The organism is Paenibacillus senegalimassiliensis (assembly GCF_001486585.1).
GTDB classification, from domain to species: Bacteria; Bacillota; Bacilli; order Paenibacillales; family Paenibacillaceae; genus Fontibacillus; species Fontibacillus senegalimassiliensis.
Window position 1 is genome coordinate 615,557 of record NZ_LN909045.1, and the last position, 23,497, is coordinate 639,053.

The following is a 23,497-nucleotide window of genomic DNA, read 5'->3' on the forward strand; positions in this document are numbered from 1 at the left end:
ATGTTGGGGCAGTTTTTACAAATAAAACACTATTGGAGTGTTAATCATGGAGAAATTTGAGAAAAACCTTCTATTTTTAAAAGATCTTATAAAAAGGAGAGTAATATTACCACATCCAGTGAGTTCGGGAGATTTTTATTTTCGTTATGATGAAAAGCAATTAGAAGACGAACTCAAACAAAATCAAGCTATTGATTCTAAGCTTTTCCTTGAAACTCTTAATAAAGAAGTCGGGCGCTATATCTTAGCTATTTATAACGACTCTTTAGATGCTCTAATAAGATTTAATGAGATAAAAGAAGAAGATGAAAAGAAAGAAGAATTGCTAAGAGAAAAAATTAATCTAGTACAGAAACATTTAATTGATGAAACCCTTTTAAACTCTTTCAAACTGAAGGAAAGTTCAAAAAACAATTTGCTTAAAAATATGTCTTGGGAGTTAAATAGTAAATTATTTGATGTATCTGTGGGTACTATGGACAGTTTGAACCATATCACTTTGGATTTAATCACTACAACGGCAGATAATGAAAATCCGTTAGGTTTTTTTAATCCTTTTGTTGATAGAGATACACACTTGGTTTTAAGTTTAACTGTTGAAGATATTGATTACTTATTGTTAGAATTCAACAAAATAAAAAGGGTGATAATAAATGAGTAATGTCCCTGCAAATTTTAAAAATAGCCCTTTTGTTCCTGTGGATCAGCAACAGTTTAATAGAGCAATTGAATTATTAGAGTATATAGCACGTTCTGAGCAAAAAAGGCAACTAGAACAGACAGAAGTAGAGAGTGTTTGGTTTTTTCAATATAAGGAAACTTTTAAGAAGCTTAGAAGCTATGTTAAAGAACTTGAAGAAACATTTGAGAACTATGCTGAACGTATTTGTTCTTTAGGAGCTATAAAAGATGAAGTGGACTATTTAATTAAGCAATTGGATAAAGATCTGTACAAATATGAGAGAAGACTTTGTATTGTGATTTATGATTCAATTATCAAGGTAAAAGCTGAGGATTTAACTTATAAACATCTTGAGGTATTAAGAGAGTCATTTGAGGTTCTTTTCAGAGGGCAATGTGATCAAACACAGTTTAAGCAAGTTGAAAAAGCACTAAGAAAATGTGGATTAAACTGGATCGTAGGTGGTACATATGAAGGAGATATTTCTTGAAAGTACAGTGAATATAGAAAGACATTTTGCTAAACTTTCCAGACAACAAGAAATTAAAAAAAATATGCAGGGTAAAAAAATTATCACCTCTAAATATGTTATAGGAGAATTAAAAGGGAATTTTTTATTGAATACTTGTACTCTTCATAGAGTTCTTTTTGAAGAAGACACTACAGAAGAGGCATTAAAAAGATTTGGTAAAGTATTTTATAGTCAAAGACAAATGTCCAGAGCTCTATCAGTTTATTCATATATCGCCGAGAATGTAGGGCACAATAAAGATGATTTGCTAGATCGATTAGAGATTCTTATTGAAGATGTTTTAGAAGAAATGTTAGTTGAAGATGTTGATGTTATTATCGACGAATGCAACTGTATTAAAGCCGATAGCAAACCCGAAAAAACAAAAAACGGATACAAACTTAATTTAGGTTGTAGACAAAGGCCTAAACCAAGTTGTTCGATTGAAGAATTCTATAGAAAATACAACGGTGAACTGAGTAGGGTTTCTAACAATGATGATAAAAATATACATAAATTGACTTCCTTGCTTGAAGGGACGGTTAATAATAAAGCAAGTAAATTTGGAAGGAATTGCTGGAATTTAGGTGATGTTATAATTGCTACGGAAGCACCTATAAAATCGGAAATATATACTACAAATAAAAAAGATTTTGCTCCGATTTTACAGGACTTGAATAAAAGAATGTATCAAGAGACATAGAGAATAAAATATTTATCATTTTCATGTAGAGTATAAGGTCTATCAGTACGATTTAGTAAAAAAACTATCTTAAATAGTTTCGCAGTTTGCAATGAATTGCGTTTGCACGAAATAATGGTCACTTTTTTTCCTCCTCATGTTCTTAATCTTTTTGAAGTAACAGATTATCGGTCTGGAAAAGGTTCAAATTGTAATCGAGAATTGCTAGGTGCATCTTCTTCTTTTAGGTATGTTTTATAATTAACTTATTACTATTTTTATCCAAGATAAGCCTCTTCAAACACATAACATAATTTATAATTATTGTTTTTGATATCCATTTAGAATTAGTTTTTTTGCAAATCGGTAAAAGTGGAAATCAAAAATTTGTATTTTTATTTTTAAATCGAACGAATGTTCTTGCATTCTCTTTGTATAAGGTATATAATGGAATTAATTTAGTGGCGAAGCTCTAAAATGAAATATGTAAAAATATTACACTTATAAATTAACTCCCCTAACTCTATGTTGGTGGAGTTTTTCGCATTTTATAGAGCTTAAATATAGAGGAGGGAGAAAAAATTGAAAGCAATTGAGTGAAAACGATGCTTGGATTATAATGGAATCTATGTTGTGTATTCGGAGTTTTCAAAAATCAATAGGGTATGTAAATACCCTACTATTTCAGAAAAGGGAGTTGTAGAAATATGCTTAAGAAATTAGGACTAGTTTTAATATCTACAATTATGTTGCTGGGGATGGCGTTGGGATCGGCTTCGGCGGCTCGGACAGTTTATGTTCAGGTTGATGGAAAGAACGTGAGCTTTCCAGATGCCAAACCTTATGTTGAAAGTAATAGAGTGTTGATTCCAGTTAGGTTTGTCAGTGAGTCACTCGGCGCTAAGGTGGATTATAAGAAGGAGACTGTTGGGAACAGAGTAAGCCGTACGGTTTACGTGACTATGGGTGACAAGAACATTAGCCTGGAGGTCAACAGTAACAAGGTGCTGGTGGATGGCAATATTGTAACCCTAGATGTACCAGCCCGGGTTAAGCAAGAGCGTGTGTTTGTACCGCTGCGGTTTGTTTCGGAGGCATTGGGTGCTACAGTAGAATGGAAGTCCAGTCAAAGCCTTGTAAGTATCAGTACAGGCAAGGAAGTGACGGAGCCTGATCCGGTTCCTGACGATGACAATATGTATAGCGCGGAGTTTGAATGGAAGGCTGGATATACGGAGCTAGCGAAAGAGTTGTTTATTGATAACATGAAGGTTGAGAATGGGAAGCTGATGTTTACTATGCCAGCAGGCGCAAATGGTAGCTACGGCAACACTAAACTTACTGCTGGGAAGAACTATACTTTTGATATTGGAGAGGGGACATTTTACTTCACTATTGCTATGGTATACCCTGGGCGAGATGAACAAGAAGCCTATACTGTAGCACTGGATAGTAGCGGGAATGAAGACTTGAAGAAATTATTCAGTGGTACTAATGATGCTATTGTGATTGGTAATAATGGTTCTGCCTCTACTTTAACCGAAGTTCTAAAAATGGCGAAATTGCTTCAATAGTACATGTACATCAGCTCATCCAAGGGCCTGCGATTATCGTAGGCTCTTTTTCATTTGAGCTTAAGTAGGAGGGAAAAGAATGGTGAAGAAAGTAAATTCAGTGACTTTAATTTTGTTTTTATTAATATCCACAATAGTATCTGCTGCTGGAAATCCCATGTTAAAAGTATATGTAAAAGACGTTGACCCATGGGAGTATGGTAAAACAGGTGAACGTTTTGTAGGATATATTCCAGCTCTTAACAAAAGAATATCTGATAACCCGTGGAAGCTATATCAATGGCAAGGTGTTTTTACTTTTGCAAATGGTCAGAAGCAAATTATAGACAATTATGACGTGTTTGCTGTGAAGGAAAAGCCTGGTGATCCGGTATTTTCGGATCAGAATGGATTTGGCCTAACTTATAAGAGTAAGGAAGCAGTGAGGGAGCTATTTGACGCTGTATGGTCAGGTCATATGAATGTATCTCTGAAGCAGCAGATGCATTTTCAAGAGACCTTTACTGAACGTGGTACTGATTATGACAAAAACCACGAGTATTACTACAAGCTTCAAGATTTTTATGAATTCCTGCGCACCTCCGGTATCGTCAGCCGCATGGGTGTTCAGTTCGACAGAACGCAAAAGATTGACGGTAAAGGACACGCCTATTTCAACGTCACTGCTTGGCCAACCTTGAAGGTCACACAAGGCGAAGAACTGACCGTGAGCTTCACAACTGCTGGTGTGGAAAACGGTGAACGTCAGGTGGATGTCTATGCCCTTCCTAAAGATGCCTTCCCTGATATGAGTAAGCGTGTAAAGCTGACCTCTATCATTACAACTGATGCCCAGTACAACAATACCGTTAAGATCGCCAGCAATGAGCTATCGCGTGTGTTGGGTAAAGACGTGGATATTATCGTAGACGATGGCTACGGCCGTACTCAGATTGAGAATGTGACACTGGCAGATGATCTGAATATGGACTACGTTCCAACCAAGCTAACGTTAACTGAAGCTGGTCAGCTTTGGGTGAAGTTCTGCTATGATGGTGATCGAGATATTATCTCTGGCGATTATGCAAGTGAACGTGGCATGCCGATGACAGCAAGAGTAACTATCGGCGGTGGGGTTACAACCAGCTTCGACCTCTCGTCAATGCACAAGGAGCTACCTGAGCAGTTCACTGTAGGGAAAGAGTACAGCTATATGCTGGGCAAGATTGAAATTAGTGATGATCCAGGCACGTATTACATCAAGGCAGATGTTACGATAAACAATCCCAATCATCCAGACAGGGCGCTGGAATCACCGAATGAGGCGTATCATAACAACGAGATTAAAGGTGGCTGGACCATTGAGCGTAAGGGGGCAGAGAACGACCTCATCGCCCAATCCATTACGGCCAGCCCATCGGCTCTGACGCTGGGTCAATCCTCTACAGTTACAGCCAAGGTGAAGAATGTAGGTGGTTCGGATATGTCCAACGTACTAATTCGCTTTGTCGAGAATGGTAAGAAGACCGTATATGAAACCCGAAAAGATATGCCAGCCAATAAACCAATTACTGTAGGTGGCTTTAACTGGACAGGTCCGGTTGGAACTCATAACTTGAGTGTTCATGTAGATCCCGAGAAGGAGAAGAAGGATAAAGATCGTTCTAACAATGTAGCCACCACAGGCTGCTCTGTGACAAAGAACGGCGGTGATGCTTATTGCGATACCACCAAGCCGGAAGCAAGCTGGGATGTGACGTATCCATTAATCATAGGGTATCCAACCAAGACCAGGACTGTGTCATGGACGGACTCAGAGGGTAAACGTCATACTTCTACGGAGAGCTACACGGATTACAGTGATCCTATTTGGGAGAACCGTACGGTAACTTATAATGAGAAGCTTACGGTTACGGCTGAACTGAATACGAAACAGGGGATTCCTACTGACCCGGAAAATCCGAAAGAGGAAGACCGGGAGAGTCGTGGTTCATGGGAGATCATCCCTTGGACGAATGAAAATGGATTGAACCCAAATGAGGTTACTCGTGCCGGCTATGGTGTAGAGATTAAGGTTCAGACGAAATATACAACTAACTGGGAGACGAAAGTTCCTAAAGGATTAGAAGGTACAGCCAAGCCCATTGGAGGGGAACTGAAAGGGCCTACTGAGGTCAGGGTGTACATTTGGGATACCAATGGGGATTACGTGACCAGCATAGGTCTAGTTAAGACAAGCGGGGATGATAAAACGGCAACTTGGGAACTACCGAGGGAACATTTTCAATCCAAGTTCCTTGATATCTATGAACGAAAATTCTATACGGATGTGTATGCTCCAGATGGAGAATACACCTTCAAAGTTGTTGCTATGCATGCAGGGCAGAATGACTTATCCTCTTGCTTTGTTAAGAAAATAACGATCTATGGCAGTATGTATGATGATTGGCAAACAAAGCGGGATACATCAGAGTGGTATTGACAAAGGGCGTTGCATGTATATAATTTGGAGCATATAATATAAATATAGTATTAATGGGACGGCGGTAACCGCCCCATGCAACAGCCGCTTTAAAGGGCGGTCGGCTTTGAAAAGGATAATGCTTATTAAGAAATAAGACCGAAACCTTTCCAGAGGGGCGGTCTATTTCTTTTGGCTAAGGATCGCTAAAACAACTGTTACTACCAGTGCCAGCAGCGTAATAATTAGCGAACTGAAACCGATCATAATTGTTAAAGCGTCTTTAACTTCCATGGCATCACCTCCCTTCCGGGAGAGTAGCCGACCGCCCATATAGCCTTTCTGTTGCACTTTCAATTATAGCATGAACAAACTATTAGCAGTCTCTTCGGAGGCTGCTTTTTTCTATTAGTAGAGGCTTAGGAGGAAGAACATGAACAATTTACTGGAGTCGATTCCGTTGATAATTCTGTTAGGGATAGCCACGTATACTGACTTACGGTATAGGATCATACCTGACTGGTTGAGCGGTGTTGGAATTGGATACTCCCTTGCATTTCGACTATTGCATAGTGTACAACCTTTTTATTATTACTTGCTAGGCATTTTGATTGGAGCTGGCTTGCTTTATGTTTTTGCTATCATAAAACCCGATTCTTTCGGCGGCGGGGATATTAAATTAATGGCGGTAGTTGGTATGGTTCTTGGCTGGCAGAAATCAATGTTGTTTTTGATCAGTATGCTAACAGTTGCTTGGCTATTTGCTATAGCTTTCAAATGGGCTGGATATGGAGTGGAAGAATTTCCATTAGCACCGTTCTATTTAATGGCATATTTGATGCTGTTCACGATTGGAGGAATATAAATGTTTACCATGGATGAGAGGGAACTTTATGAGATAATTAATCCTTATGCAAAATGGAGCAGACCAGGGGAACTTATTAATGAACAAAAGAATCAGGCGGCCAAACAAGCCCTTTTAAATTTTTATAAGGTGGTATCCATAAAAAGGATAGACCCGATCTATAGCAACAAAGCGTATCATACAGAATATGTGTATTATTTGTATCATATTTGGGGTGCATTGGAGCGAGAGGCATACCCTGTAGTCTGCAATGAGATCATTAGCTTTCTATACTACGAACCTTTTTTTCAGGGAAGAAATGTAACCAACGTTATGCTACTATTAAGGCAGTATCTGGATATTAAGGAAGAGGGTCCTGCTATGCAAAAGAGTAAGTTTAAGTTTCGTGGACGAAAAAAGGAACCAATTGCAGATGAAGGCAATGAGAGCTATGTGTTTGGTGGAGCAGGAGTTAATTATCGTCATGCTTTGGACTATATAAATATTACATTAGAGGATAAGGAAACCTCGGAAAAAAATGCATTGCTGGAATATTACATGATGGCAATTCGGCAGGATATTCAAAGCGACTATTTGACGGCAGTTTTATATCGGAATGAGTATTACGATAGGAATATTTTACAGCCGCTCCCAACTTGTTATCAAGATAAGGTGGGAAATAAAGTAGATCCTTTGAGTAAAACTGCTCGAGTAATTGATCTTGCAGATAATGATTTCACTGTCATTAGTTTTCCTTGGAGACAGGAGAGCTTAGTTGATGCAGTATTAAATGTGTTTTTGAAGGGTTTTGATTATGATACCCATGATCATAAGGCAATTTACTATGCAGGATTAGGTGTTGTACTTGTAACGAATGGGAAACATTCAATTTCAGCCGCTACGGTGAAGAGAGAAGGGCAAATTGTAGCCGAAGAATACGATGTTACCCAGTTATTTCCTCATGTAATGGTTGATGTGAAAGGGATGCAGTGGATAAATTGTCATACTGGTGAGGCACTCTGTGAGGTTCGAGATTTTAGAATCCCATTATTATATGAGTTAGCCAAAAGGAAGCAAGCTCTCTAAAAGATTATGGGAACGTATGATTGTATTGACAGTAATGGAATGCTATAATATTCCTATAATTATTTATTCTCTACACTCCCAATTTTGCCGGAGACAAGAGCACCTAATAGGTGAAGTTGCATTGCCTCTCCTACAAAGCTTTATGGCTGAGGAAAAAAGTAGGACAAAGAAGTATCCCGGTATCTCCACTGCTGAGAACAAGGGAAGAAGAGTACCGAAAGGCTCTGATAATAGCATTACTTTAGTGGATTCATTTGTGAATGAAATAATGACGTTGTTTTAAAAGCTGATTTTTGCATGGAATATCCATGTGGAAATCGGCTTTTTTTGCGTTTTATAAAAGTTGAAGGGATGGTATAATGGAAACAATTATATGGTTCTTGAAAGATGAAGATGAGAAACCGCAAGTCAAGCTTTTCCTGCAAAAATTGATTCGACAAGCTGAAACTGATGTAGCCTATGCTCAGTTAGTGGAGTTGATCTTTCAAGCTCTTGAATTTTTAGAAAAGCGTGGCTTGTCTCATTCAATACGTGAGTTCTTTACAACCTCAATCCGATCAGATTCTCTGTATAGTATCAGGGTAGTAAAAGAACTGGAAAATCATCCTCCTCTATTGGAATTTCGCGTAAATTGGAGAGGGGTAGGAGCGTTTCGCGCAATCTTCTTTAGATATATGGATGATGATGTTGAGGTATTGGTATTCACTCAAGCGGTACTGAAGAATGCCAGTTTTTCATTAGCCTTTGAGCAAATTGTCAAAGTATCAGAAAAACAGTACCTTGCTTTTATAAAATCTCCAGAGAAATACATATTAACAGAGGGAGATGATCTTGATGAGTAAGTACAAAAATTTAAAAAGGGATTTTCAGGAACTGAAAGAGATGGTTAGAGAAGTTCCTGGAGCTGCTGATTATTTGGATGGTCCAGAAGTTGCAGTAGGTCAGATGATCTTAGCGAGAAGCATGGAGCTTGGATATGATCAACAACAACTTGCAGACTTAGCGGGTGTTACAATTGAGGATGTCATCTCTATTCAAGCGGGGCTGCTACATCCTAATTTTGGACATTCAGTGCAACCCGATGCTTTGGCTAAAATTTTTAGAGCATTGAAGATTATAGGAGTACGTCCTATTCTTGATGAAGAAGCAGTTACTTATGCGACGTACTGATTTCTAATTGCGGATTTTGCAATGCACACAGCCGTTGGACATTTGGAAATAAAGGTGATGACCATGGAAAGAATGAAATTTCCAGAAGAGAGCATTGATGAAGCAGCTCGCCGCTTAACCGATGGGCATTACGTTGTTCCATCTGTTCCAGGTGATGATCCAGAGCGTGACAGAATCATCAGTGAAGCTATCGCTAAGATGAAAGCTGAATAGGCCACAAAGGCTCGTTCGTAATAACAGCTAATGAATATATGATGTTTTTAAAAGTCGATGAACAGGAACCTTCCTGTAGCCATTGGCTTTTTTGATTTCATAAAACAAAATTTCGCCTCTCGCCCGGCGTTAAACGGCGGTGTTTATTTCTGACACCGCCGTATGGCGGTTTGGGGTAAACGGGAAGGAGAACATATGAGTTTGAATTTAAAAGACTTAAGTGCAAATGAAGTTATTCAGGAAGAGATGAAAATTCGTCGTATGAATGCAGAAGCACGGCTAATCAATGCTCAGATTCGAGCCGAACTGTTAAAAGGGAAAAAGCAAAGTAACATAATGAAGTCAGACCTTCAGTCTGCTTCTGAGAATACTTATATCCTCAAGAAATATTATAAAATCAAGCAATTAGACAGCTACATCCAGGAAGAGAAAAAACGTTTGTTAAAAATGTTGGGTAGTTCGGATGGTATGTCTAATTTACATGATGAGAATAAGGAAGGATTAGATATTGGAGATCGCTATTTGAAGAAATACTATTTCGGCCTACTTCGAGAAAATGTTCTTAATATGGGTCTGCTTCCTGAACCAACGTGGTCCGATGATTTCAGTGTTCTTCTTTGGTGGAATAAATTATTGCCTATGCTTGAAAGGGAAACGATTCAGGAACTATATACTTTTTTTCAAGTAGATGAGAAGGATCGTGAAGTTGAACAAGTCATGCGAAAAATGATTGTAGAACAATATCGACGTTTAGGTTTGAAATGATTAGACTTAGCCTCTGCCTTCGGGTAGGGGCTTTTTTTGTTTTATCAAGAGTTGAAGGGAGGTAGACAGTCTTGATGAACAGAGAAGCCATTTTGGATGCGCTGCTGTTGGCTACTGCTGAGAACGAAAACATGATGTGGATGTTGGCAGCTCTCAGGATGGCAGAACGTCCTGTACAGAAGGAGCAGTTAAAAGATGTCACCAATGCTCTGTATCAGCAGATACATCCTGATGTAGATCAAGAACAGTTGCCTATAAGATCAAGGCATTTATTGGATGAAGCCGCCGCTATGCTTGAAGGGGCATCGTTGGTAATGGTTGCGGAAGTAGCAAAATCCAAGCGCTATACCTTGTCACCATTGGGAGAAGAACTTCTGAATTACAGGCAATACAAGCTGACACAGGAACGAATTAAACGAAAGGAAGCGGGGCAATGAATATCAGTTTAAAGTATGGCTTTTTCGGCTTGGGTATGGGAGGAACTTCTATTGCTCATGCGTGCGCTGGAATGAGGTTAACTGCAAAAAGCGAACAGCGTCCTTATACAGCCATGCTCATTAATAGCAATGAGATGGATCTGCTCAAGCTACCTGATTATCCGAATATCAAAAAAATCAAGTTATCAGGATATGAGCGCGGTGTAGGGCGGGACATTCAACTCGGGCAGGATGCATTCAATATTCACAAGGAGTCTATTGCAGAGACGGTGCAAAGCTTCTTTAATGACCGGGATTACATTTTCATATGCTGTGGTTTAGGTGGTGGTACAGGAACGGGTGCAGTTATTGAAGCCATTCGCCTATTGCATAGCAAGGGATTTGCAGGGCGCTTTGGACTACTGCTCACGTTACCACGGCGTAATGAAGGAAGGACGGTATTAGATAATGCCTTGCAGCGTCTTCAAGTGATTAAGCGAGCTATGCAAGGATTAGGGGCTATCGTTGTGGTGGACAATGAAAAGCTGTTTCAAACTGGTTTAAATCAAAATCAAAGCGTGGAGGATTTCATGAAATCATGTAATCGCCATGTGGCACGTCTGCTTCACGACCTGAATACAGTCACTTCCAGCTATAAGCCATATGGTAGCTATCACTTTGATGCTTCGGAATGGCTAAATATGCTTAAGACAGGTGGATGCATGCACATTGGTAAATGCGTGTTACCTGCTCAATCTATCAATTTGGCTTCTCCAGTAACGTATATGGAAGCGATCAAGCAGAGTGTACTGAATGGTGAGCTATCGGCTGGTTACGATCTTCAGGACGCGACAAGTAGTGCAGTAAGTATTGTGTCGGACAGTTCTACAGCTAAAAACTTGTTCACTCATGCCTTCGTTGAGCAAATTCAATCGTTTCTTCATGAGAGTACGCCAATATTGGACGAAAATCCGGTCGCTACTTATGTGGGAGATCAACCAGGGCAAGTAACGATTTACACCGTATTTACTGGTCTCAATTTCCCGGATAGTGTGACGCAGCTTACAGAGGAACTTGCAGAGCTAGAGCGCAAAGCAGAAGAACGTAGCCAGAAAACGGATACCATTGCCGAAGCTCTGGCAGGGGTCAGGTCTAAGGAGAAGAAGGCGGCGGTCGATTTGGAATCATTACTTTCAGAGGATGAGCCAGCCTCAGCCCCAGCCCAAGGACAGTCGATTGACAAAGACCCATTTGATTTTTTAAACCACTTGAACTGATACGCTTCAAATAAATCAGTCTGCGGCAGAAGAAACGAGAATTTTCAATTTTTTTACTGTTAAGTGATGCACATAAGAAAAGGAGAGTGAAGCAGATGTCATTTTGGGAGGATCAGGCCCGAAATAAAGCTGAAGAGGTTGAGGGAATGTACCGCCAAGCAGTAGAGCTTTCTTTTAAATTAGGAAAGTCTCTGGCAGAATGGCGAACGATGCTACATGAAAGCACATCTCCTGACCCCAAGGCTTATCCACCGTGTATCTATAGTACGTACATGATGAAAGAATATCCAGTGTATCAATTCTCTTATCAAGGGATGTTGCCGCTTTATCTGAAAGACAAACAATACACCAATCAGATAAAGGACTACTACACCAAAGCCACTTTGGAAGCAACAGTAGCTTTTCAAACAGAAGGTCCCGCCTTGAAGTCAGCCTTTATTTATACATGCCACTTTTTTGAAAATCTGATGATTCGTGATCTGGACAATCGTAACCGTAGCGCAATCATAAACGCGATTCGATATGCCGGATTTATCAAAGATGATTCATGGAAGGAAATTGAAACTATGGAATCTGGATTCTTAGATGTAGGACGTAAAAACCATGTTCAAGTTTTCGTTACCCCTTCCCAAAACACTCTAAAACTGATTGAAAATGTTCGTGAAAAGTATCGGGCAGGGCATGATTTTTCGGGTATGTTTGAACCCGATAAACACCCCCTATGAGTTGAACCCGAAATTTCGAGAACATATCTCCTGAAAATATTTGCTGGACATTGGATTGTACCCGATACGGAATTAGGGCTAGAGCGGAAAGGTGGGAAGAGGCTACCGCGCAACGCAGTTGAGCGTGAGACTCTGAGCACCCCGTCCTACGTCGACCGTCAATTAACCCGTAACCCGTTCCTGATAAGACAAAGCGCCTTAGAAAGCGGGGGAGCAAATTTCCAGCAGAAAGGAGGTTAAAATGCCAAGACAACGTGAATGGACAGACCGGGACCTGAGTATATTGCAGGAACTTTATGAATTACGGGAGATGACGAAAAAGCAAATTGCGGTGAAGCATTTCGATAGTGAAAAATATGCACATAAGCGGTTGTATGTCATGAAGAAGGAAGGACTTATTACTACGAATGTGTACGGTAAGAGAACAGCAGGCCAGACGGTAACGGCGGCATATGTTCGATTAACCGAAGCGGGAATGGACTTGTTAATAGAACGTGGTTTGCTAGATTGTAAGAACTATCGGGCAAGGGATTTGGGGCTGTCAATTCAGCAGCGGCAGTACATTACTGACGCGAATGAGCTATTCGTGCAGATACCCGAAGTGCCGTACATGGACTCTCGCCAAATCAAGCGGAAATATAATCTCAATCGTGGTAATCTAACGGTCGGTGGGTTCAGGAGTGACAAAGGGGATTATATGATCTACATCCTCATGCCAGATGCCAGGGACCAAACGCTGGTCAAGATCATCAACGAAATCAAGAAGCACATGAAACTACGAGGGTTCCTGATCTATTACAAGAGCCAGTCCGTTAAACGCGCTTTTGAAACCATGAGTGAGAAGATGAACTTGGTAACAGGCGGTATCCCGGTTCACTTGCTGCCGTTCAATGAGTGGGGAATTCAAATCACAAGGGAGTACATTCTAACAAACACGTTTTTAAAGATACAGAAATTACTTGAACCATACGGTGAGTTGAAAGAGGTCGGTGGCTCAAGCAAATACGGCTTTGAATACGGGCTGGTTCAAGAAGAACGGACTGGTCAGGGTAAAGGTAGTAGCGGCCCCTATGTAATCGAACTTTTGACCATGAACATGATGACTTTGAAACGATGTTTAACCAACTATTCCATAGGTGTAAGCCAAACAGTGGGACGACGAGTCCTGCTTTTTTGTTATGAGGATGAAGTTGAGTGGTACAAACAGGAGTTATCAAGTGCTGCACATGTGGATGTTGTAGGTATCTCGAAGGAATTAATTTAAACGAAGTTTTGAAAGGGGGGATGCCAAATAGTTCATATTAATTTGAAAGGAGATTTAATTTATCGGCCATGATTAGATTTATAAGTTTATTGCTCACTCTTGTCGGGTGGGCTTATTTGTATTGGCGTTTACCGGGATGGCCGCTATTTATTACGTGGTCACTAAGTATAGTCAGCTTCATCGTCTATTTGTACGGCTGGGTTATGGAGCAGGAGAATAAGCTAATATATTTCTTCACAAGCCTACTTTGGGTCGGAGCGGCACTAAGCCTTCGGCTAAAAGAAGAGATTCTAGCATCTCCCTCCTTCCCATTGTCGATAACAGGAACAGTACATGCTGCCTTGATAGCGGCACTTATTCTATCCATGTTCTTTGCCTTTGCCAATTACAGACTCGAACATAATTTGAAAAACCGTCGAGGCAATGTGAGTAAACAGCAACTCGTTCATGTGAAACCTACGGCGGCCGACCGTTGGAGAAGCTTTAAACGTCTATTCTTTCCATCTAAAACGGATATCAGGTTGAACTTGGGCGAGGAAATTCCTATGAAAGATTGAGGTGAGAGCATGATTCAATGGGGAGACAGCGATATGTTCACTCACATGTTAGCTGTTGGACCAACTCGTTGTGGGAAAACAGCGACATTACTCAAACCGATGATTTATCAGTTGCTACTCCTGAAAAAGAAGGGAGTCCCATTGGGGCTTTCTGTTGTGGAGCCTAAAGGTGATGTGGCTGCTATGGTAAATGAAATGTGCGGTGAAATGGATATACCGTGTGTCCATGTTGATCCGACTACCAGTAATAGCGCTCGGTTTCCAGTTATGAAGGGAGACGAGGATGATGTAGCTGAAGCCACGGTTACTGTCCTAAAATCCATGTTCGGGAAACAGGAGGCCTTTTTTGCTACGGTCCAGGAGCTTGCTGGACGGAATATCACCAAGCTTTTAAAACGTCTTTACTTGGATGATGTTAACCTGGGCGATGTCCTCCGAACCATGCGAGACCAACGAACATTAGAAGATAAGGTGCAAGAATTACGATTTAAGGAAGGCGAATCTGATCTGGTTCAGTTCTTTCAATCCGAACTGCTTGGAGCGCAGAAGGAAAAATATCAGCAATTTGTTATCGGTCTTCGCGCCCAGCTTGAGAACTTAACTTCTAATCGACATCTGGAGCCAATCCTAACAGGACAGTCCGATTTCGACATGGACAAGCATTTTGCATCTGGTGGGGTATTGGCCGTAAATACAGCCATGGGTAAACTTCGTAAGGCTGGGGATGCCTTTGGACAGTTTGTCGTTATGCACTTGCAAAGTGGAACCTTTCGCAGACCGGGAACTGAAAGGACGCGCGTACCTCATTTTATGATCGTGGATGAGTATTCCCGGTACATTAATCCTGACGTGGAGTTGTTCTTATCCATTGCAGCGGAATATAAAACGGCGGGAATCTTTGCAATACAATCCCTTGGCCAACTTGAAGTTGAATCAGGCAAAATCAATGCCAAGGCTATGAAGCAGTCGATTTTGACGAGCTGCCGTAACAAAATTGCTTTTGGTGGACTGTCTTATCAGGATGCGTTGGAATTTAGCCGGGAGTTTGGTAAAAAGCAAATTATCAGTAGACAAAGCACGTTTAAACAGCAATTATTGCTCCCTAACTTTTTACCGGAGAACTACCGGGATACAGAAAAGGAAGAAGACCGTATTTTCTATACTCAGATGATGGATGGACTTCCAAAATTCCATTACGTAGCGAAGCTTCTGGACGATGGTACTCCACTGCCACCAAAAATAGGTAAAGGTTCATTTGTTCCGCGAGACTGGAAAGAGCGGCGGGAATGGGAAATGAAGCGGCGATGGTGGAAAGGATTTACTACTGTGATCAAGGGGCGAGGAGCTAAACCCATACAGGGAAATTTGGCATTAGATGAGCAGCTCGATGTGGAACTGACTACATCTCGTTTGAAATTCATATCTGAATCAATTGAACCAAATGTGGAAGAAGACGATTTTGAACCCGTAACGACAGAAACAGAAGAAGATCCATTTGAGTAACATCCTCATCGCATAATCAGCGTTGAGGCTTTTTCATATATCAAAAAACAAATTTATGGAGGTTACGAACATGAGTGAAGAGTTGAAAAGAGTGTTGATCGAAGGGTATAACGAGGACAAATTGGAACAAAGCAGCTATGACGAAGGCTGGGCACAAATTTATAGTGCACGTCAGAACGATCTTGTATTGCAAGCTAAACTAATTGGCCTTGAACCAAAGCTGAACAAGCTGTGTGGCGTGGTTTTGGTTGGTGGGGTGAGAGGATACATTCCGCAGGAATTTTCTGGTGCAAAGGATGCCCATGAGTTTCGGCGTCTTCTCGGAGAACCAGTCGCCTTCAAAATTTTAAGCTATGATCGTGACGGGGATACTTTTATCGCATCTCGCCAAGCAGCCCTGGAACATATGGAAGGCTTAACGTGGAAATGGCTGGAACAGGATGCAGTGATTACGGCGGTAGCGCGTAATGTTACACCAAAAGTATTGGTATTAGATATTGGCGGTATCACCGTAGAAATGCCTGTTCAAGAGTATGGATATGGGTGGATTGATGATCTTCGCGAGGAAGTAAGTGCCGGCGATCACCTCAGAGTTAAAGTGATGGAGCTGGATAAAGAGAACAAAGTGGTCACGGTCAGTAAGAAAGCGGCAGAAAAAAGTCCTTGGCCAGATTGCACGAAGCGCTATGTAGCCAAAGGAACCTACGAAGGCAAGGTATCCGGTGTAATGGAGTACGGCATTTTCGTTAATCTGGAATGTGGGGTGGATGCACTCGTTCCTCATATCAGGTTCGGAAAAGTAAAGCGGGGGGATACCGTCTATATTCGGATTCGCGGGGTTGATGCAAAACAAGAGCGGATTTATGGACGAATTATTCCTAAAAAATAAAAGGGGCGGTTATCGCCTCTTTCTTACTTTAATTAAGAAAGGAGCTTGATATGAAAACATCACCATTTTCAGTAGATTATGAATGGACGTTTAAACCTGCTTCATTCCAGGAAAAGCTTGTGCCGGGATATGCTCCATTAAGGGCGGCAACAGAAGCAGATGGGCTGAGGTCTCTAGGACTCATAGGCTGCATTGGGAGTGTTCAAATGGGGCGTCTATTCCAGTGGAAGAGACATCAGATTCGGCGGATGCTGGATGAGAAGAAGCTTATTCAGCATCTTCTTCTCAAGAACAAAAATACGATTCCAATCTATACAATTGGGCCACGAGCAGCACAATTACTCAACTTAGAATGGTCACATGAGTTCTGGAGAACATGGCCAATGGAGAGAATACTATCTAATTTGGTCTTTTTTCAATTTTGCAGCGCGATGCGTGATAAACAAAAGGCTTTTCAAATTCATTCAGCCCCCTTTCCCTTTACGGGGAGGGTGGAAATTGGAGAAGATTCCCGGAATGTTCTCGTGATACGTGGGGATAGCAGTCATTTGCCTTCAATGTTACGGCATTCGTCTCATCCTATTATTGCTATTGCAGAATCACTTGAAGCAGTCCAGCCTTTGAACGAACTTTTAAAGGATGCAAAACTGTTATTAGATACTGACCTAAAACAGGACTATCGTTTCTATCGGCAAATCAAAGGAGAATGGGTAAGTAAGTGAATATTATGGGAATAAACTCCTAAGTTATATTGAAACGCGAACATACGTGTGGTAAATTGTTCCTATGAGAACATACATTCGCATCTATGGGAAGGAGTTTATGACTATGGACAACAATCGGCAAATAGCACTAGAAAAGGCTTTGATAGAAATTGAGAAGTCTTTTGGAAAAGGTGCTGTTATGAAGTTAGGAGAAGCAGCTCATGTTCAAATTGAATCCGTTTCGAGTGGTAACTTAGCTCTTGATATAGCATTAGGTGTAGGAGGTTTTCCGAAGGGGCGAATCATTGAGATTTATGGGCCGGAATCCTCTGGTAAAACAACGGTGGCGCTTCACGCCATTGCTGAGGTTCAGAAGCTGGGGGGACAAGCTGCTTTTATTGATGCAGAACATGCGCTTGATCCTCTCTATGCTAAGAACCTAGGCGTAAACATTGATGAATTATTGCTATCCCAGCCCGACACTGGAGAACAGGCACTTGAAATTGCAGATGCCTTGGCACGAACCGGCGCGGTAGAAATTTTGGTCATTGACTCTGTAGCCGCCCTTGTTCCTAAAGCAGAGATTGAGGGAGAGATGGGAGATTCACATGTGGGTTTGCAAGCTAGACTGATGTCCCAAGCTATGAGGAAATTATCTGGATCGCTAAGCAAGTCCAAAACTATAGCCATATTTATTAACCAGCTTCGGGAGAAGGTGGGCATATCCTTCGGGAATCCGGAAGTAACTCCTGGTGGTCGTGCTTTGAAGTTCTATTCCACAATTCGTTTGGATGTGCGGCGCGTGGAGACGCTTAAGGCGGGAACTGAAGCAACAGGGAATAGAACACGAATAAAAGTTGTCAAAAATAAAGTTGCTCCACCGTTCAAACAAGTTGAGGTCGATATGATGTTTGGGGAAGGAATCTCAAAAGAAGGCAGTATTATTGAGCTTGGTGTTGAGATGGGGATTGTTGATAAGAGTGGATCGTGGTATTCGTTTGATGGAGGAAAAATTGGCAAAGGAAGAGATAATGCAAAACAGTATTTAAAAGAACATTTTGAAATTGCATGGCAGATTGAAAAACGAATTCGTGAACTGAGTAACTCATTAAAAATAAGTACATCCGAAGAATTGACTTCTTCAATGCAGCATGGTTTGGTAGGATAATAAAAATCGGACTCTATTTCATAAATAAAGGGGCGAGATCGGGCCATAATTATTGAATGCCTGCCTTGCCCTTTTTCTATATTTAGGTTTTTGGAGCAACTTACTAATTCCTATTCTTTATCAGTCCATCTATTTTCAAGAGTATGGCATATTTCTTCTATCCTTACTTAGTGTTAAAGTTGAAAAAAATGAAGGGAATACATTCTATTTGCTGAATATTGGATATATTCACATACTGATTTATACTGAAATAAAAGCAGATCAGTATTAACCTAATTAAAAAAGAATTTAATGGGGAGGGATATATTTTGATCTATACAGAAATATTTAATAGGTTGACTGGAATAAGTTGTCCTCTTTTTGGGGTGTCATGGAATCCACCAGAAAATCAGAGGAAAATTGCACAAAAAATCATCATTTTTCTTGAAGCAAGACGAATCTTATACTCTTCATATATGTTAGAAACGGTCCATCCAGTTATTAGTTCTGTGGTCGAAATAAAGAACTTTTTGACATCTGAACTTCCAAATATTAATGAAAAGTCTGAACTCGAAAGTTATGTCCGAGCAATGCGGAATTCTTGCAACCAATTTTTAAGTAAGTGCCATGATGATGATGACTTTAAGATTTACTCAGCTAAACATGATAACATACATAATTGGATTTTTGTTTCAGCGATTGGCGAGATGCGAGGAATTTTCGGAATTATGATTGGACAAATTGCTTCTTCTTACGGAATTGATGTTGAAGATAGTTTAGCAGAAATAATTCCTACCGTTAGAGCATAAATTAGTAAATAATTTGTTAAAGGAGTCGATATAGATGAATCGGAATCCTATAACACATGATAACCACTATGTTCCTCAATTTTATTTAAAGAACTGGAGTGAAGATGGGAAAAATTTGAATGTGTACAATATACTAGTTTCTAATGGGAATGTTCCTTTGTGGAGTAAAAAAGCTATTAAACATCAAGCTTATTATAGGGATTTTTATACAAGAGATGTTGACGGTGACGAGAAAGATGATATTGAGCAATGGTTTAGTAATGAATTTGAGTCACCGGTAAAAGAAGTAATTGAAAAAGTGAAAACTAATAGTAGGTTACGAAAAATGGATTGGCAACACCTAATAAAATTTATGGCGGCTCAGCAACTGAGAACACCTGCCAAATTGAATGAACTCTTAGCTAGGTGGCGGACGGAAATGCCATCCTTATTTCAAGGGGAACTAGAAAAAATAATTGAAAAAATGGAGAAACCAGGGTTTATTCCACCCCAAATAAACTCCAATCTGGATACTAACCTATTTCCCATAAAAGTTAAACTTGAGGAGAAAAGTGGTGTTATTACTGTAAATTCTATTGTTGGGAAAAGTATGTATCTTTTCGGGCTGAAATATGTGCTTAAAAATACGATACATATATTAAACAATCACCAATGGCATATTGTACATGCTCCAGATGAAATTGAGTGGCCAACTAGCGATGATCCTGTTATTTGTTTAAACTTTTATAATGAGAATAACTACAATTTTGAAGGAGGTTGGGGCAAAAAAAACGGTGAAATCATTTTCCCATTAACTCCAAAACATATCTTGTATACTCAGATTGGAAATAGTAATAGAAGATGCCAACTAGATAATTCACACAAGTACGGGTTATTGTTACAGAAATTTATTATTGAACATGCGCATAGGTACATTTATGCTTACAAACCACTTAAAGAAATGCAAAAATTACGCTCAAGAAAAGTAGATCCTGAGATTTATAAAAGAGAAAGAGAGGCTTTTAAAATTTGGCATACAGAGCAAACTAAATATGAAAAGGAAATTTTGGAGTGATTTGGAGGAATTATTAACTCATCATTTATAACAAACCTAATTGAAATATTCAAAAATAGGAACGTATGATTGCATATTTGAATTGAGAATGATATACTATTCTTGTAAATTTCATTATCTCTATCCTCCCGTTTGCTGGAGACAAGAGCCACCTGAACAGGTGATGTTGCAGTACCTCTCCTACAAAGCATTTAAGCTGAGGATAAAGTAGGATAAAGCAATAACCCGACATCTCCAGTGCTGAGAATGAGGGAAGAGGAGAACCGAAAGGCTCTGATAAAGCTTCATCCGCACGCTCATGTGTACTTTTAATGTATTGATAATGTGAATTAAAGCCGATTTTTACATGGATTCGTCCGTGTAGAGATCGGCTTTTTTTATTTTCTCAAAAAAATGAAAGGGTGATCTGAGTATGTTTAGAAACTGGTTTAAGAAGAAGCAGCGAGGTTCATCAATACCGAGTAGTCAAACCACTTCCTATGAGGAAAAATGGCTTGAACTTAAGCAAACATGGGAAAAGGCTCGAAATGAGCAAAGCTTATCCAAGCAACTTCTTATACAGCAAGAATCGGAAGCCTTTGAACGAGTAAGAGGGATGCTTGAAGAGGCTCTATCGCTATTGGATGATGCCTGTGTCGAAACAGATGGGATGCTCAAAGTGAGGCTACAGCAAATTTGGGGCGATCTGGACGAACTCGTAAAGAGCTACACACTAGAATAGTTAAAATGTGGATGAACGTTGATGAACGTTATTTCTCTTATTGAGAAAGGACGTTTTTTTAATTTACCTTTCTGCGCGGGTATAAATAGCGCAGCGTCATTAGACGATGGAGGTTGAAAATGGACTTATCAATTATGGAAAAAGTAGTAGTTCAGGGTGATCTTTCCTCATTGAAACCCGAGGAGCGCCTTATTTACTACACCAAGGTTTGTGAAAGTGTTGGACTCAACCCTCTTACAAAGCCTTTTGATTATCTGAAATTGGATGGTAAGCTGGTGCTTTATGCTAAGCGAGATGCTACAGATCAGCTCCGCAAAATCCACAAAATCAGTATTACGATTACCAGCCGCGAACGCATTGGTGATGTTTACTGCGTGACGGCTCGTGGGGAAACCACTGACCATCGAACCGATGAATCAATAGGAGCTGTTTCTTTGATGAAAGAGGAGAAGATTTGGGATGAGATGCGTGGACGGAAAGTATCCACAGGAAAGGTTTTACCCCTGACAGCAGATGAACTTGCTAATGCCGTTATGAAGGCTGAAACTAAAGCGAAGCGGCGGGTAACTCTTTCTCTCTCTGGATTAGGCATGATGGATGAAAGCGAGATTGAAACCATTGAAGATGCTGAACGGATTGAAGTGGGCGAACCGGCTCAATCAAGTAATCAAATTCAGAAAAAGCCTACTTCTGATAACAATGAATCCAAGGCTGAATCAAAGACTACTAACAACAAAGGTAAGAATAATTCAGATACTAAACCTTCAAACTCAATTCAAAAGAGTGAGGGAGAAATTTACAAAATGTTGGATATGGCAACGGGAACCTCTCCGGGTGGAGTAACATTTGCCAAGATGAAAGTGGTCAATTTAGCCACTGGAGAAGAATCAATTATGCTTGCCAATACAGAAGAGACGATTAATCAAGTTAATGCCATTTCAAACAATTCTCAATTTAAAATTGATTTTGAAATGAGCAATGGCTTTAAAATTGTGAAATCAGTTCAGTTGGTAGGTGAAGCTGCATGAGTTTTCTGACAACCTTTACTGACGGGAATGCACTAATCTGTGTGTTCCCATCTAGTAAACAAAACGGTGTCTATCTCGTGAAAGTAGAGCCACATTACAACGACTTGATTATTACTCATGACTGCCCTGCATGTCATTATGGACATAAGCAATGTAAGCATGTTCAGATGGCAGCGGAAGCTTACGAGCGTTGGCAGTGGTGGGAACCTAAAAAGCAGATTCATACCGTAACGCGTAAAATTGTTCTTTTACCGGAGTGGGAGCAGATACAGCTTCCACCCAGCCAAGAAGAGCAATTGAGGGCAGTGATTGATCATGCTTCCTGACATTCTGGACGTTGCAGATCAGAACGGACTAATTATTAATTCTTTCTCTAAATCGAGAGAGGAAGTTCTCTGTAAATGTCCATTTTGCCATGAAGATTCTAAGCCGGGAAAAAAGCGAAGATACTACCTTTCTCTTAATACCAAAGACCAGGTATTTAAATGCTGGTTTTGTGGGGAGAGCGGGGGCGTCCTTCGCTTTATTTCTCTTTTGGAAGGAGTTCCAGAGGAGCAAGTCCGGCAAAGATATCGTAAGCGTAAAGTTGTACATCCTGCTGAACGTCTCAGCCGAAATCAGCGTAAGTGGTTGAGGCAACACATCGGGGGGACAGAGCCTAACTGGAAACAGATGCGAGAAAGAGATTTTGCCTATTACAAGCGATCTTTAGATCTCCTCTGGCAACAGTGGAATGAGTTTCTGGAGATTGAGAGGCAAGGTGCTTATCTCTGGCTAATCATTGGAATAAAGAACTGTAAATATCAGAAATACATTGAGCGCATTCGGCATAGGGAGAGAGAAATTGAGGTTCCTCTACTGGAAGACTTACTCCAAATCTATTCGTGCGCAGTACGTCCTAAGTGGACGGAAGATGCGGAAAGATTTGTTTGTAATTTAAAAACTGTAAGTCCTGAACCCGAAAAGGCAGGCGTGAAGACGGAGGATAACTGATGAGTTTGAACCAAGTAGTATTAATTGGAAGACTGACAAAGGACCCTGAACTGCGTTACACACCTTCTGGAGTAGCCGTGGCACAGTTCACATTGGCTGTAGATCGCCCTTTTGCGAATCAAAATGGAGAGCGAGAAGCAGACTTTATTCCCGTTGTAGTCTGGAAGGCAGTTGCTGAAAATGTAGCCAACTATGTGAAGAAAGGCCACAAGGTTGCGGTTACAGGACGCATTCAAGTTCGCAGTTATGAGAACAATGAAGGTCGGCGTGTATACGTAACAGAAGTGGTTGGACAGAATGTTCAGTTTCTTACAACTCCATCGAACGGTGCTTCTTCTCAAAATGAAAATAGCAATAATCGCCAAAAATCGACAAATAATCAGGGAACCAATTCCGCAGGTGATGGATGGAACATCTCTGATGACGATCTACCATTTTAAAGA

At 40.4% G+C, this 23,497-nt stretch carries 27 protein-coding genes; 26 read left to right on the plus strand and 1 reads right to left on the minus strand.

The window, feature by feature from the left end; all coding sequences use genetic code 11:
• The first annotated feature begins 46 nt into the window (after positions 1-46).
• From BN3279_RS12700 to BN3279_RS12720, 5 genes are all read left to right on the plus strand, one after another.
• Entirely contained in the window at positions 47-661 is a 615-nt protein-coding gene (locus BN3279_RS12700; RefSeq protein WP_059051346.1) for a hypothetical protein, read from the plus strand.
• The gene (locus BN3279_RS12705; RefSeq protein ID WP_059051348.1) at positions 654-1,172 is read left to right on the plus strand and encodes a hypothetical protein; all 519 of its coding nucleotides are present in this window, start codon (positions 654-656) and stop codon (positions 1,170-1,172) included. Before BN3279_RS12700 ends, BN3279_RS12705 begins: the two co-directional genes overlap by 8 nt.
• Positions 1,153-1,896, plus strand: a complete 744-nt coding sequence (locus BN3279_RS12710) for a hypothetical protein (protein WP_059051349.1) — start codon at positions 1,153-1,155, stop codon at positions 1,894-1,896. The genes BN3279_RS12705 and BN3279_RS12710 overlap by 20 nt, the downstream gene beginning before the upstream one ends.
• 686 nt (positions 1,897-2,582) lie before the next feature.
• On the plus strand, positions 2,583-3,449 hold the full coding sequence (locus tag BN3279_RS12715; protein WP_059051351.1) for a copper amine oxidase N-terminal domain-containing protein: 867 nt from the start codon (positions 2,583-2,585) through the stop codon (positions 3,447-3,449).
• A gap of 79 nt (positions 3,450-3,528) precedes the next feature.
• A complete protein-coding gene (locus BN3279_RS12720; RefSeq protein WP_059051353.1) occupies positions 3,529-5,910 on the plus strand; it encodes a CARDB domain-containing protein in 2,382 nt (793 codons plus the stop codon).
• 162 nt (positions 5,911-6,072) lie between these two features.
• Here the strand turns inward: BN3279_RS12720 and BN3279_RS24260 are convergent, their stop codons facing one another.
• Positions 6,073-6,183, minus strand: coding sequence for a putative holin-like toxin (locus tag BN3279_RS24260; protein WP_222860887.1), 111 nt, complete (start codon positions 6,181-6,183; stop codon positions 6,073-6,075).
• A gap of 139 nt (positions 6,184-6,322) precedes the next feature.
• Between BN3279_RS24260 and BN3279_RS12725 the strand changes: the two genes are divergently transcribed.
• From BN3279_RS12725 to ssb, 21 genes are all read left to right on the plus strand, one after another.
• Complete coding sequence (locus tag BN3279_RS12725) at positions 6,323-6,754, plus strand: prepilin peptidase (protein WP_059051355.1); 432 nt, start codon at positions 6,323-6,325, stop codon at positions 6,752-6,754.
• Positions 6,755-7,819 carry a DUF6710 family protein gene (locus BN3279_RS12730; protein WP_059051356.1) on the plus strand — a complete coding sequence of 355 codons (1,065 nt, stop codon included), beginning with the start codon at positions 6,755-6,757 and terminating at the stop codon, positions 7,817-7,819.
• A 380-nt stretch (positions 7,820-8,199) separates the two neighbouring features.
• Positions 8,200-8,661, plus strand: a complete 462-nt coding sequence (locus BN3279_RS12740; RefSeq protein ID WP_187377789.1) for a hypothetical protein — start codon at positions 8,200-8,202, stop codon at positions 8,659-8,661.
• Positions 8,654-8,989 (plus strand): helix-turn-helix domain-containing protein, encoded by a 336-nt coding sequence (locus tag BN3279_RS12745; protein WP_059051361.1) that lies wholly within the window; start codon positions 8,654-8,656, stop codon positions 8,987-8,989. The genes BN3279_RS12740 and BN3279_RS12745 overlap by 8 nt, the downstream gene beginning before the upstream one ends.
• 21 nt (positions 8,990-9,010) lie before the next feature.
• Positions 9,011-9,202, plus strand: coding sequence for a hypothetical protein (locus BN3279_RS23790; protein ID WP_222860888.1), 192 nt, complete (start codon positions 9,011-9,013; stop codon positions 9,200-9,202).
• 195 nt (positions 9,203-9,397) lie between these two features.
• Positions 9,398-9,967 (plus strand): hypothetical protein, encoded by a 570-nt coding sequence (locus BN3279_RS12750; RefSeq protein ID WP_059051363.1) that lies wholly within the window; start codon positions 9,398-9,400, stop codon positions 9,965-9,967.
• A gap of 71 nt (positions 9,968-10,038) precedes the next feature.
• The gene (locus BN3279_RS12755; RefSeq protein WP_148466841.1) at positions 10,039-10,404 is read left to right on the plus strand and encodes a hypothetical protein; all 366 of its coding nucleotides are present in this window, start codon (positions 10,039-10,041) and stop codon (positions 10,402-10,404) included.
• Positions 10,401-11,660, plus strand: coding sequence for an FtsZ/tubulin family protein (locus BN3279_RS12760; protein WP_059051366.1), 1,260 nt, complete (start codon positions 10,401-10,403; stop codon positions 11,658-11,660). The genes BN3279_RS12755 and BN3279_RS12760 overlap by 4 nt, the downstream gene beginning before the upstream one ends.
• Before the next feature lie 95 nt (positions 11,661-11,755).
• Positions 11,756-12,385, plus strand: coding sequence for a hypothetical protein (locus BN3279_RS12765; protein ID WP_059051368.1), 630 nt, complete (start codon positions 11,756-11,758; stop codon positions 12,383-12,385).
• A gap of 241 nt (positions 12,386-12,626) precedes the next feature.
• Positions 12,627-13,649, plus strand: a complete 1,023-nt coding sequence (locus BN3279_RS12770) for a replication-relaxation family protein (RefSeq protein ID WP_059051370.1) — start codon at positions 12,627-12,629, stop codon at positions 13,647-13,649.
• Positions 13,650-14,215: 566 nt separating this feature from the next.
• Positions 14,216-15,709, plus strand: coding sequence for a type IV secretory system conjugative DNA transfer family protein (locus BN3279_RS12780; protein WP_082673060.1), 1,494 nt, complete (start codon positions 14,216-14,218; stop codon positions 15,707-15,709).
• 70 nt (positions 15,710-15,779) lie between these two features.
• Entirely contained in the window at positions 15,780-16,598 is an 819-nt protein-coding gene (locus tag BN3279_RS12785) for a hypothetical protein (RefSeq protein WP_232436837.1), read from the plus strand.
• 50 nt (positions 16,599-16,648) lie between these two features.
• Complete coding sequence (locus tag BN3279_RS12790; RefSeq protein ID WP_059051375.1) at positions 16,649-17,320, plus strand: hypothetical protein; 672 nt, start codon at positions 16,649-16,651, stop codon at positions 17,318-17,320.
• A gap of 106 nt (positions 17,321-17,426) precedes the next feature.
• Positions 17,427-18,470, plus strand: a complete 1,044-nt coding sequence (gene recA, locus BN3279_RS12795; protein ID WP_059051376.1) for a recombinase RecA — start codon at positions 17,427-17,429, stop codon at positions 18,468-18,470.
• 308 nt (positions 18,471-18,778) lie between these two features.
• Positions 18,779-19,258 carry a DUF6650 family protein gene (locus BN3279_RS12800; RefSeq protein WP_059051379.1) on the plus strand — a complete coding sequence of 160 codons (480 nt, stop codon included), beginning with the start codon at positions 18,779-18,781 and terminating at the stop codon, positions 19,256-19,258.
• A gap of 34 nt (positions 19,259-19,292) precedes the next feature.
• Entirely contained in the window at positions 19,293-20,312 is a 1,020-nt protein-coding gene (locus BN3279_RS12805) for a DUF4238 domain-containing protein (RefSeq protein ID WP_059051380.1), read from the plus strand.
• A gap of 412 nt (positions 20,313-20,724) precedes the next feature.
• Complete coding sequence (locus tag BN3279_RS12810) at positions 20,725-21,033, plus strand: hypothetical protein (protein ID WP_059051382.1); 309 nt, start codon at positions 20,725-20,727, stop codon at positions 21,031-21,033.
• A 119-nt stretch (positions 21,034-21,152) separates the two neighbouring features.
• Positions 21,153-22,061, plus strand: a complete 909-nt coding sequence (locus tag BN3279_RS12815) for a hypothetical protein (RefSeq protein WP_059051384.1) — start codon at positions 21,153-21,155, stop codon at positions 22,059-22,061.
• The gene (locus BN3279_RS12820; protein WP_232436839.1) at positions 22,058-22,387 is read left to right on the plus strand and encodes a hypothetical protein; all 330 of its coding nucleotides are present in this window, start codon (positions 22,058-22,060) and stop codon (positions 22,385-22,387) included. The genes BN3279_RS12815 and BN3279_RS12820 overlap by 4 nt, the downstream gene beginning before the upstream one ends.
• Positions 22,377-23,054, plus strand: coding sequence for a hypothetical protein (locus BN3279_RS12825; protein WP_059051386.1), 678 nt, complete (start codon positions 22,377-22,379; stop codon positions 23,052-23,054). The genes BN3279_RS12820 and BN3279_RS12825 overlap by 11 nt, the downstream gene beginning before the upstream one ends.
• Positions 23,054-23,494, plus strand: coding sequence for a single-stranded DNA-binding protein (ssb, locus tag BN3279_RS12830; protein ID WP_059051387.1), 441 nt, complete (start codon positions 23,054-23,056; stop codon positions 23,492-23,494). Before BN3279_RS12825 ends, ssb begins: the two co-directional genes overlap by 1 nt.
• Positions 23,495-23,497 lie beyond the last annotated feature (3 nt).

Coding starts and splice junctions, on each gene's coding strand:
- BN3279_RS12700 (WP_059051346.1), top strand. CDS start 47: ATGGAGAAATTTGAGAAAAACCTTCTATTTTTAAAAGATCTTATAAAA.
- BN3279_RS12705 (WP_059051348.1), top strand. CDS start 654: ATGAGTAATGTCCCTGCAAATTTTAAAAATAGCCCTTTTGTTCCTGTG.
- BN3279_RS12710 (WP_059051349.1), top strand. CDS start 1,153: ATGAAGGAGATATTTCTTGAAAGTACAGTGAATATAGAAAGACATTTT.
- BN3279_RS12715 (WP_059051351.1), top strand. CDS start 2,583: ATGCTTAAGAAATTAGGACTAGTTTTAATATCTACAATTATGTTGCTG.
- BN3279_RS12720 (WP_059051353.1), top strand. CDS start 3,529: ATGGTGAAGAAAGTAAATTCAGTGACTTTAATTTTGTTTTTATTAATA.
- BN3279_RS24260 (WP_222860887.1), bottom strand. CDS start 6,183: ATGGAAGTTAAAGACGCTTTAACAATTATGATCGGTTTCAGTTCGCTA.
- BN3279_RS12725 (WP_059051355.1), top strand. CDS start 6,323: ATGAACAATTTACTGGAGTCGATTCCGTTGATAATTCTGTTAGGGATA.
- BN3279_RS12730 (WP_059051356.1), top strand. CDS start 6,755: ATGTTTACCATGGATGAGAGGGAACTTTATGAGATAATTAATCCTTAT.
- BN3279_RS12745 (WP_059051361.1), top strand. CDS start 8,654: ATGAGTAAGTACAAAAATTTAAAAAGGGATTTTCAGGAACTGAAAGAG.
- BN3279_RS23790 (WP_222860888.1), top strand. CDS start 9,011: ATGCACACAGCCGTTGGACATTTGGAAATAAAGGTGATGACCATGGAA.
- BN3279_RS12750 (WP_059051363.1), top strand. CDS start 9,398: ATGAGTTTGAATTTAAAAGACTTAAGTGCAAATGAAGTTATTCAGGAA.
- BN3279_RS12760 (WP_059051366.1), top strand. CDS start 10,401: ATGAATATCAGTTTAAAGTATGGCTTTTTCGGCTTGGGTATGGGAGGA.
- BN3279_RS12765 (WP_059051368.1), top strand. CDS start 11,756: ATGTCATTTTGGGAGGATCAGGCCCGAAATAAAGCTGAAGAGGTTGAG.
- BN3279_RS12770 (WP_059051370.1), top strand. CDS start 12,627: ATGCCAAGACAACGTGAATGGACAGACCGGGACCTGAGTATATTGCAG.
- BN3279_RS12780 (WP_082673060.1), top strand. CDS start 14,216: ATGATTCAATGGGGAGACAGCGATATGTTCACTCACATGTTAGCTGTT.
- BN3279_RS12785 (WP_232436837.1), top strand. CDS start 15,780: ATGAGTGAAGAGTTGAAAAGAGTGTTGATCGAAGGGTATAACGAGGAC.
- BN3279_RS12790 (WP_059051375.1), top strand. CDS start 16,649: ATGAAAACATCACCATTTTCAGTAGATTATGAATGGACGTTTAAACCT.
- recA (WP_059051376.1), top strand. CDS start 17,427: ATGGACAACAATCGGCAAATAGCACTAGAAAAGGCTTTGATAGAAATT.
- BN3279_RS12805 (WP_059051380.1), top strand. CDS start 19,293: ATGAATCGGAATCCTATAACACATGATAACCACTATGTTCCTCAATTT.
- BN3279_RS12810 (WP_059051382.1), top strand. CDS start 20,725: ATGTTTAGAAACTGGTTTAAGAAGAAGCAGCGAGGTTCATCAATACCG.
- BN3279_RS12815 (WP_059051384.1), top strand. CDS start 21,153: ATGGACTTATCAATTATGGAAAAAGTAGTAGTTCAGGGTGATCTTTCC.
- BN3279_RS12820 (WP_232436839.1), top strand. CDS start 22,058: ATGAGTTTTCTGACAACCTTTACTGACGGGAATGCACTAATCTGTGTG.
- BN3279_RS12825 (WP_059051386.1), top strand. CDS start 22,377: ATGCTTCCTGACATTCTGGACGTTGCAGATCAGAACGGACTAATTATT.
- ssb (WP_059051387.1), top strand. CDS start 23,054: ATGAGTTTGAACCAAGTAGTATTAATTGGAAGACTGACAAAGGACCCT.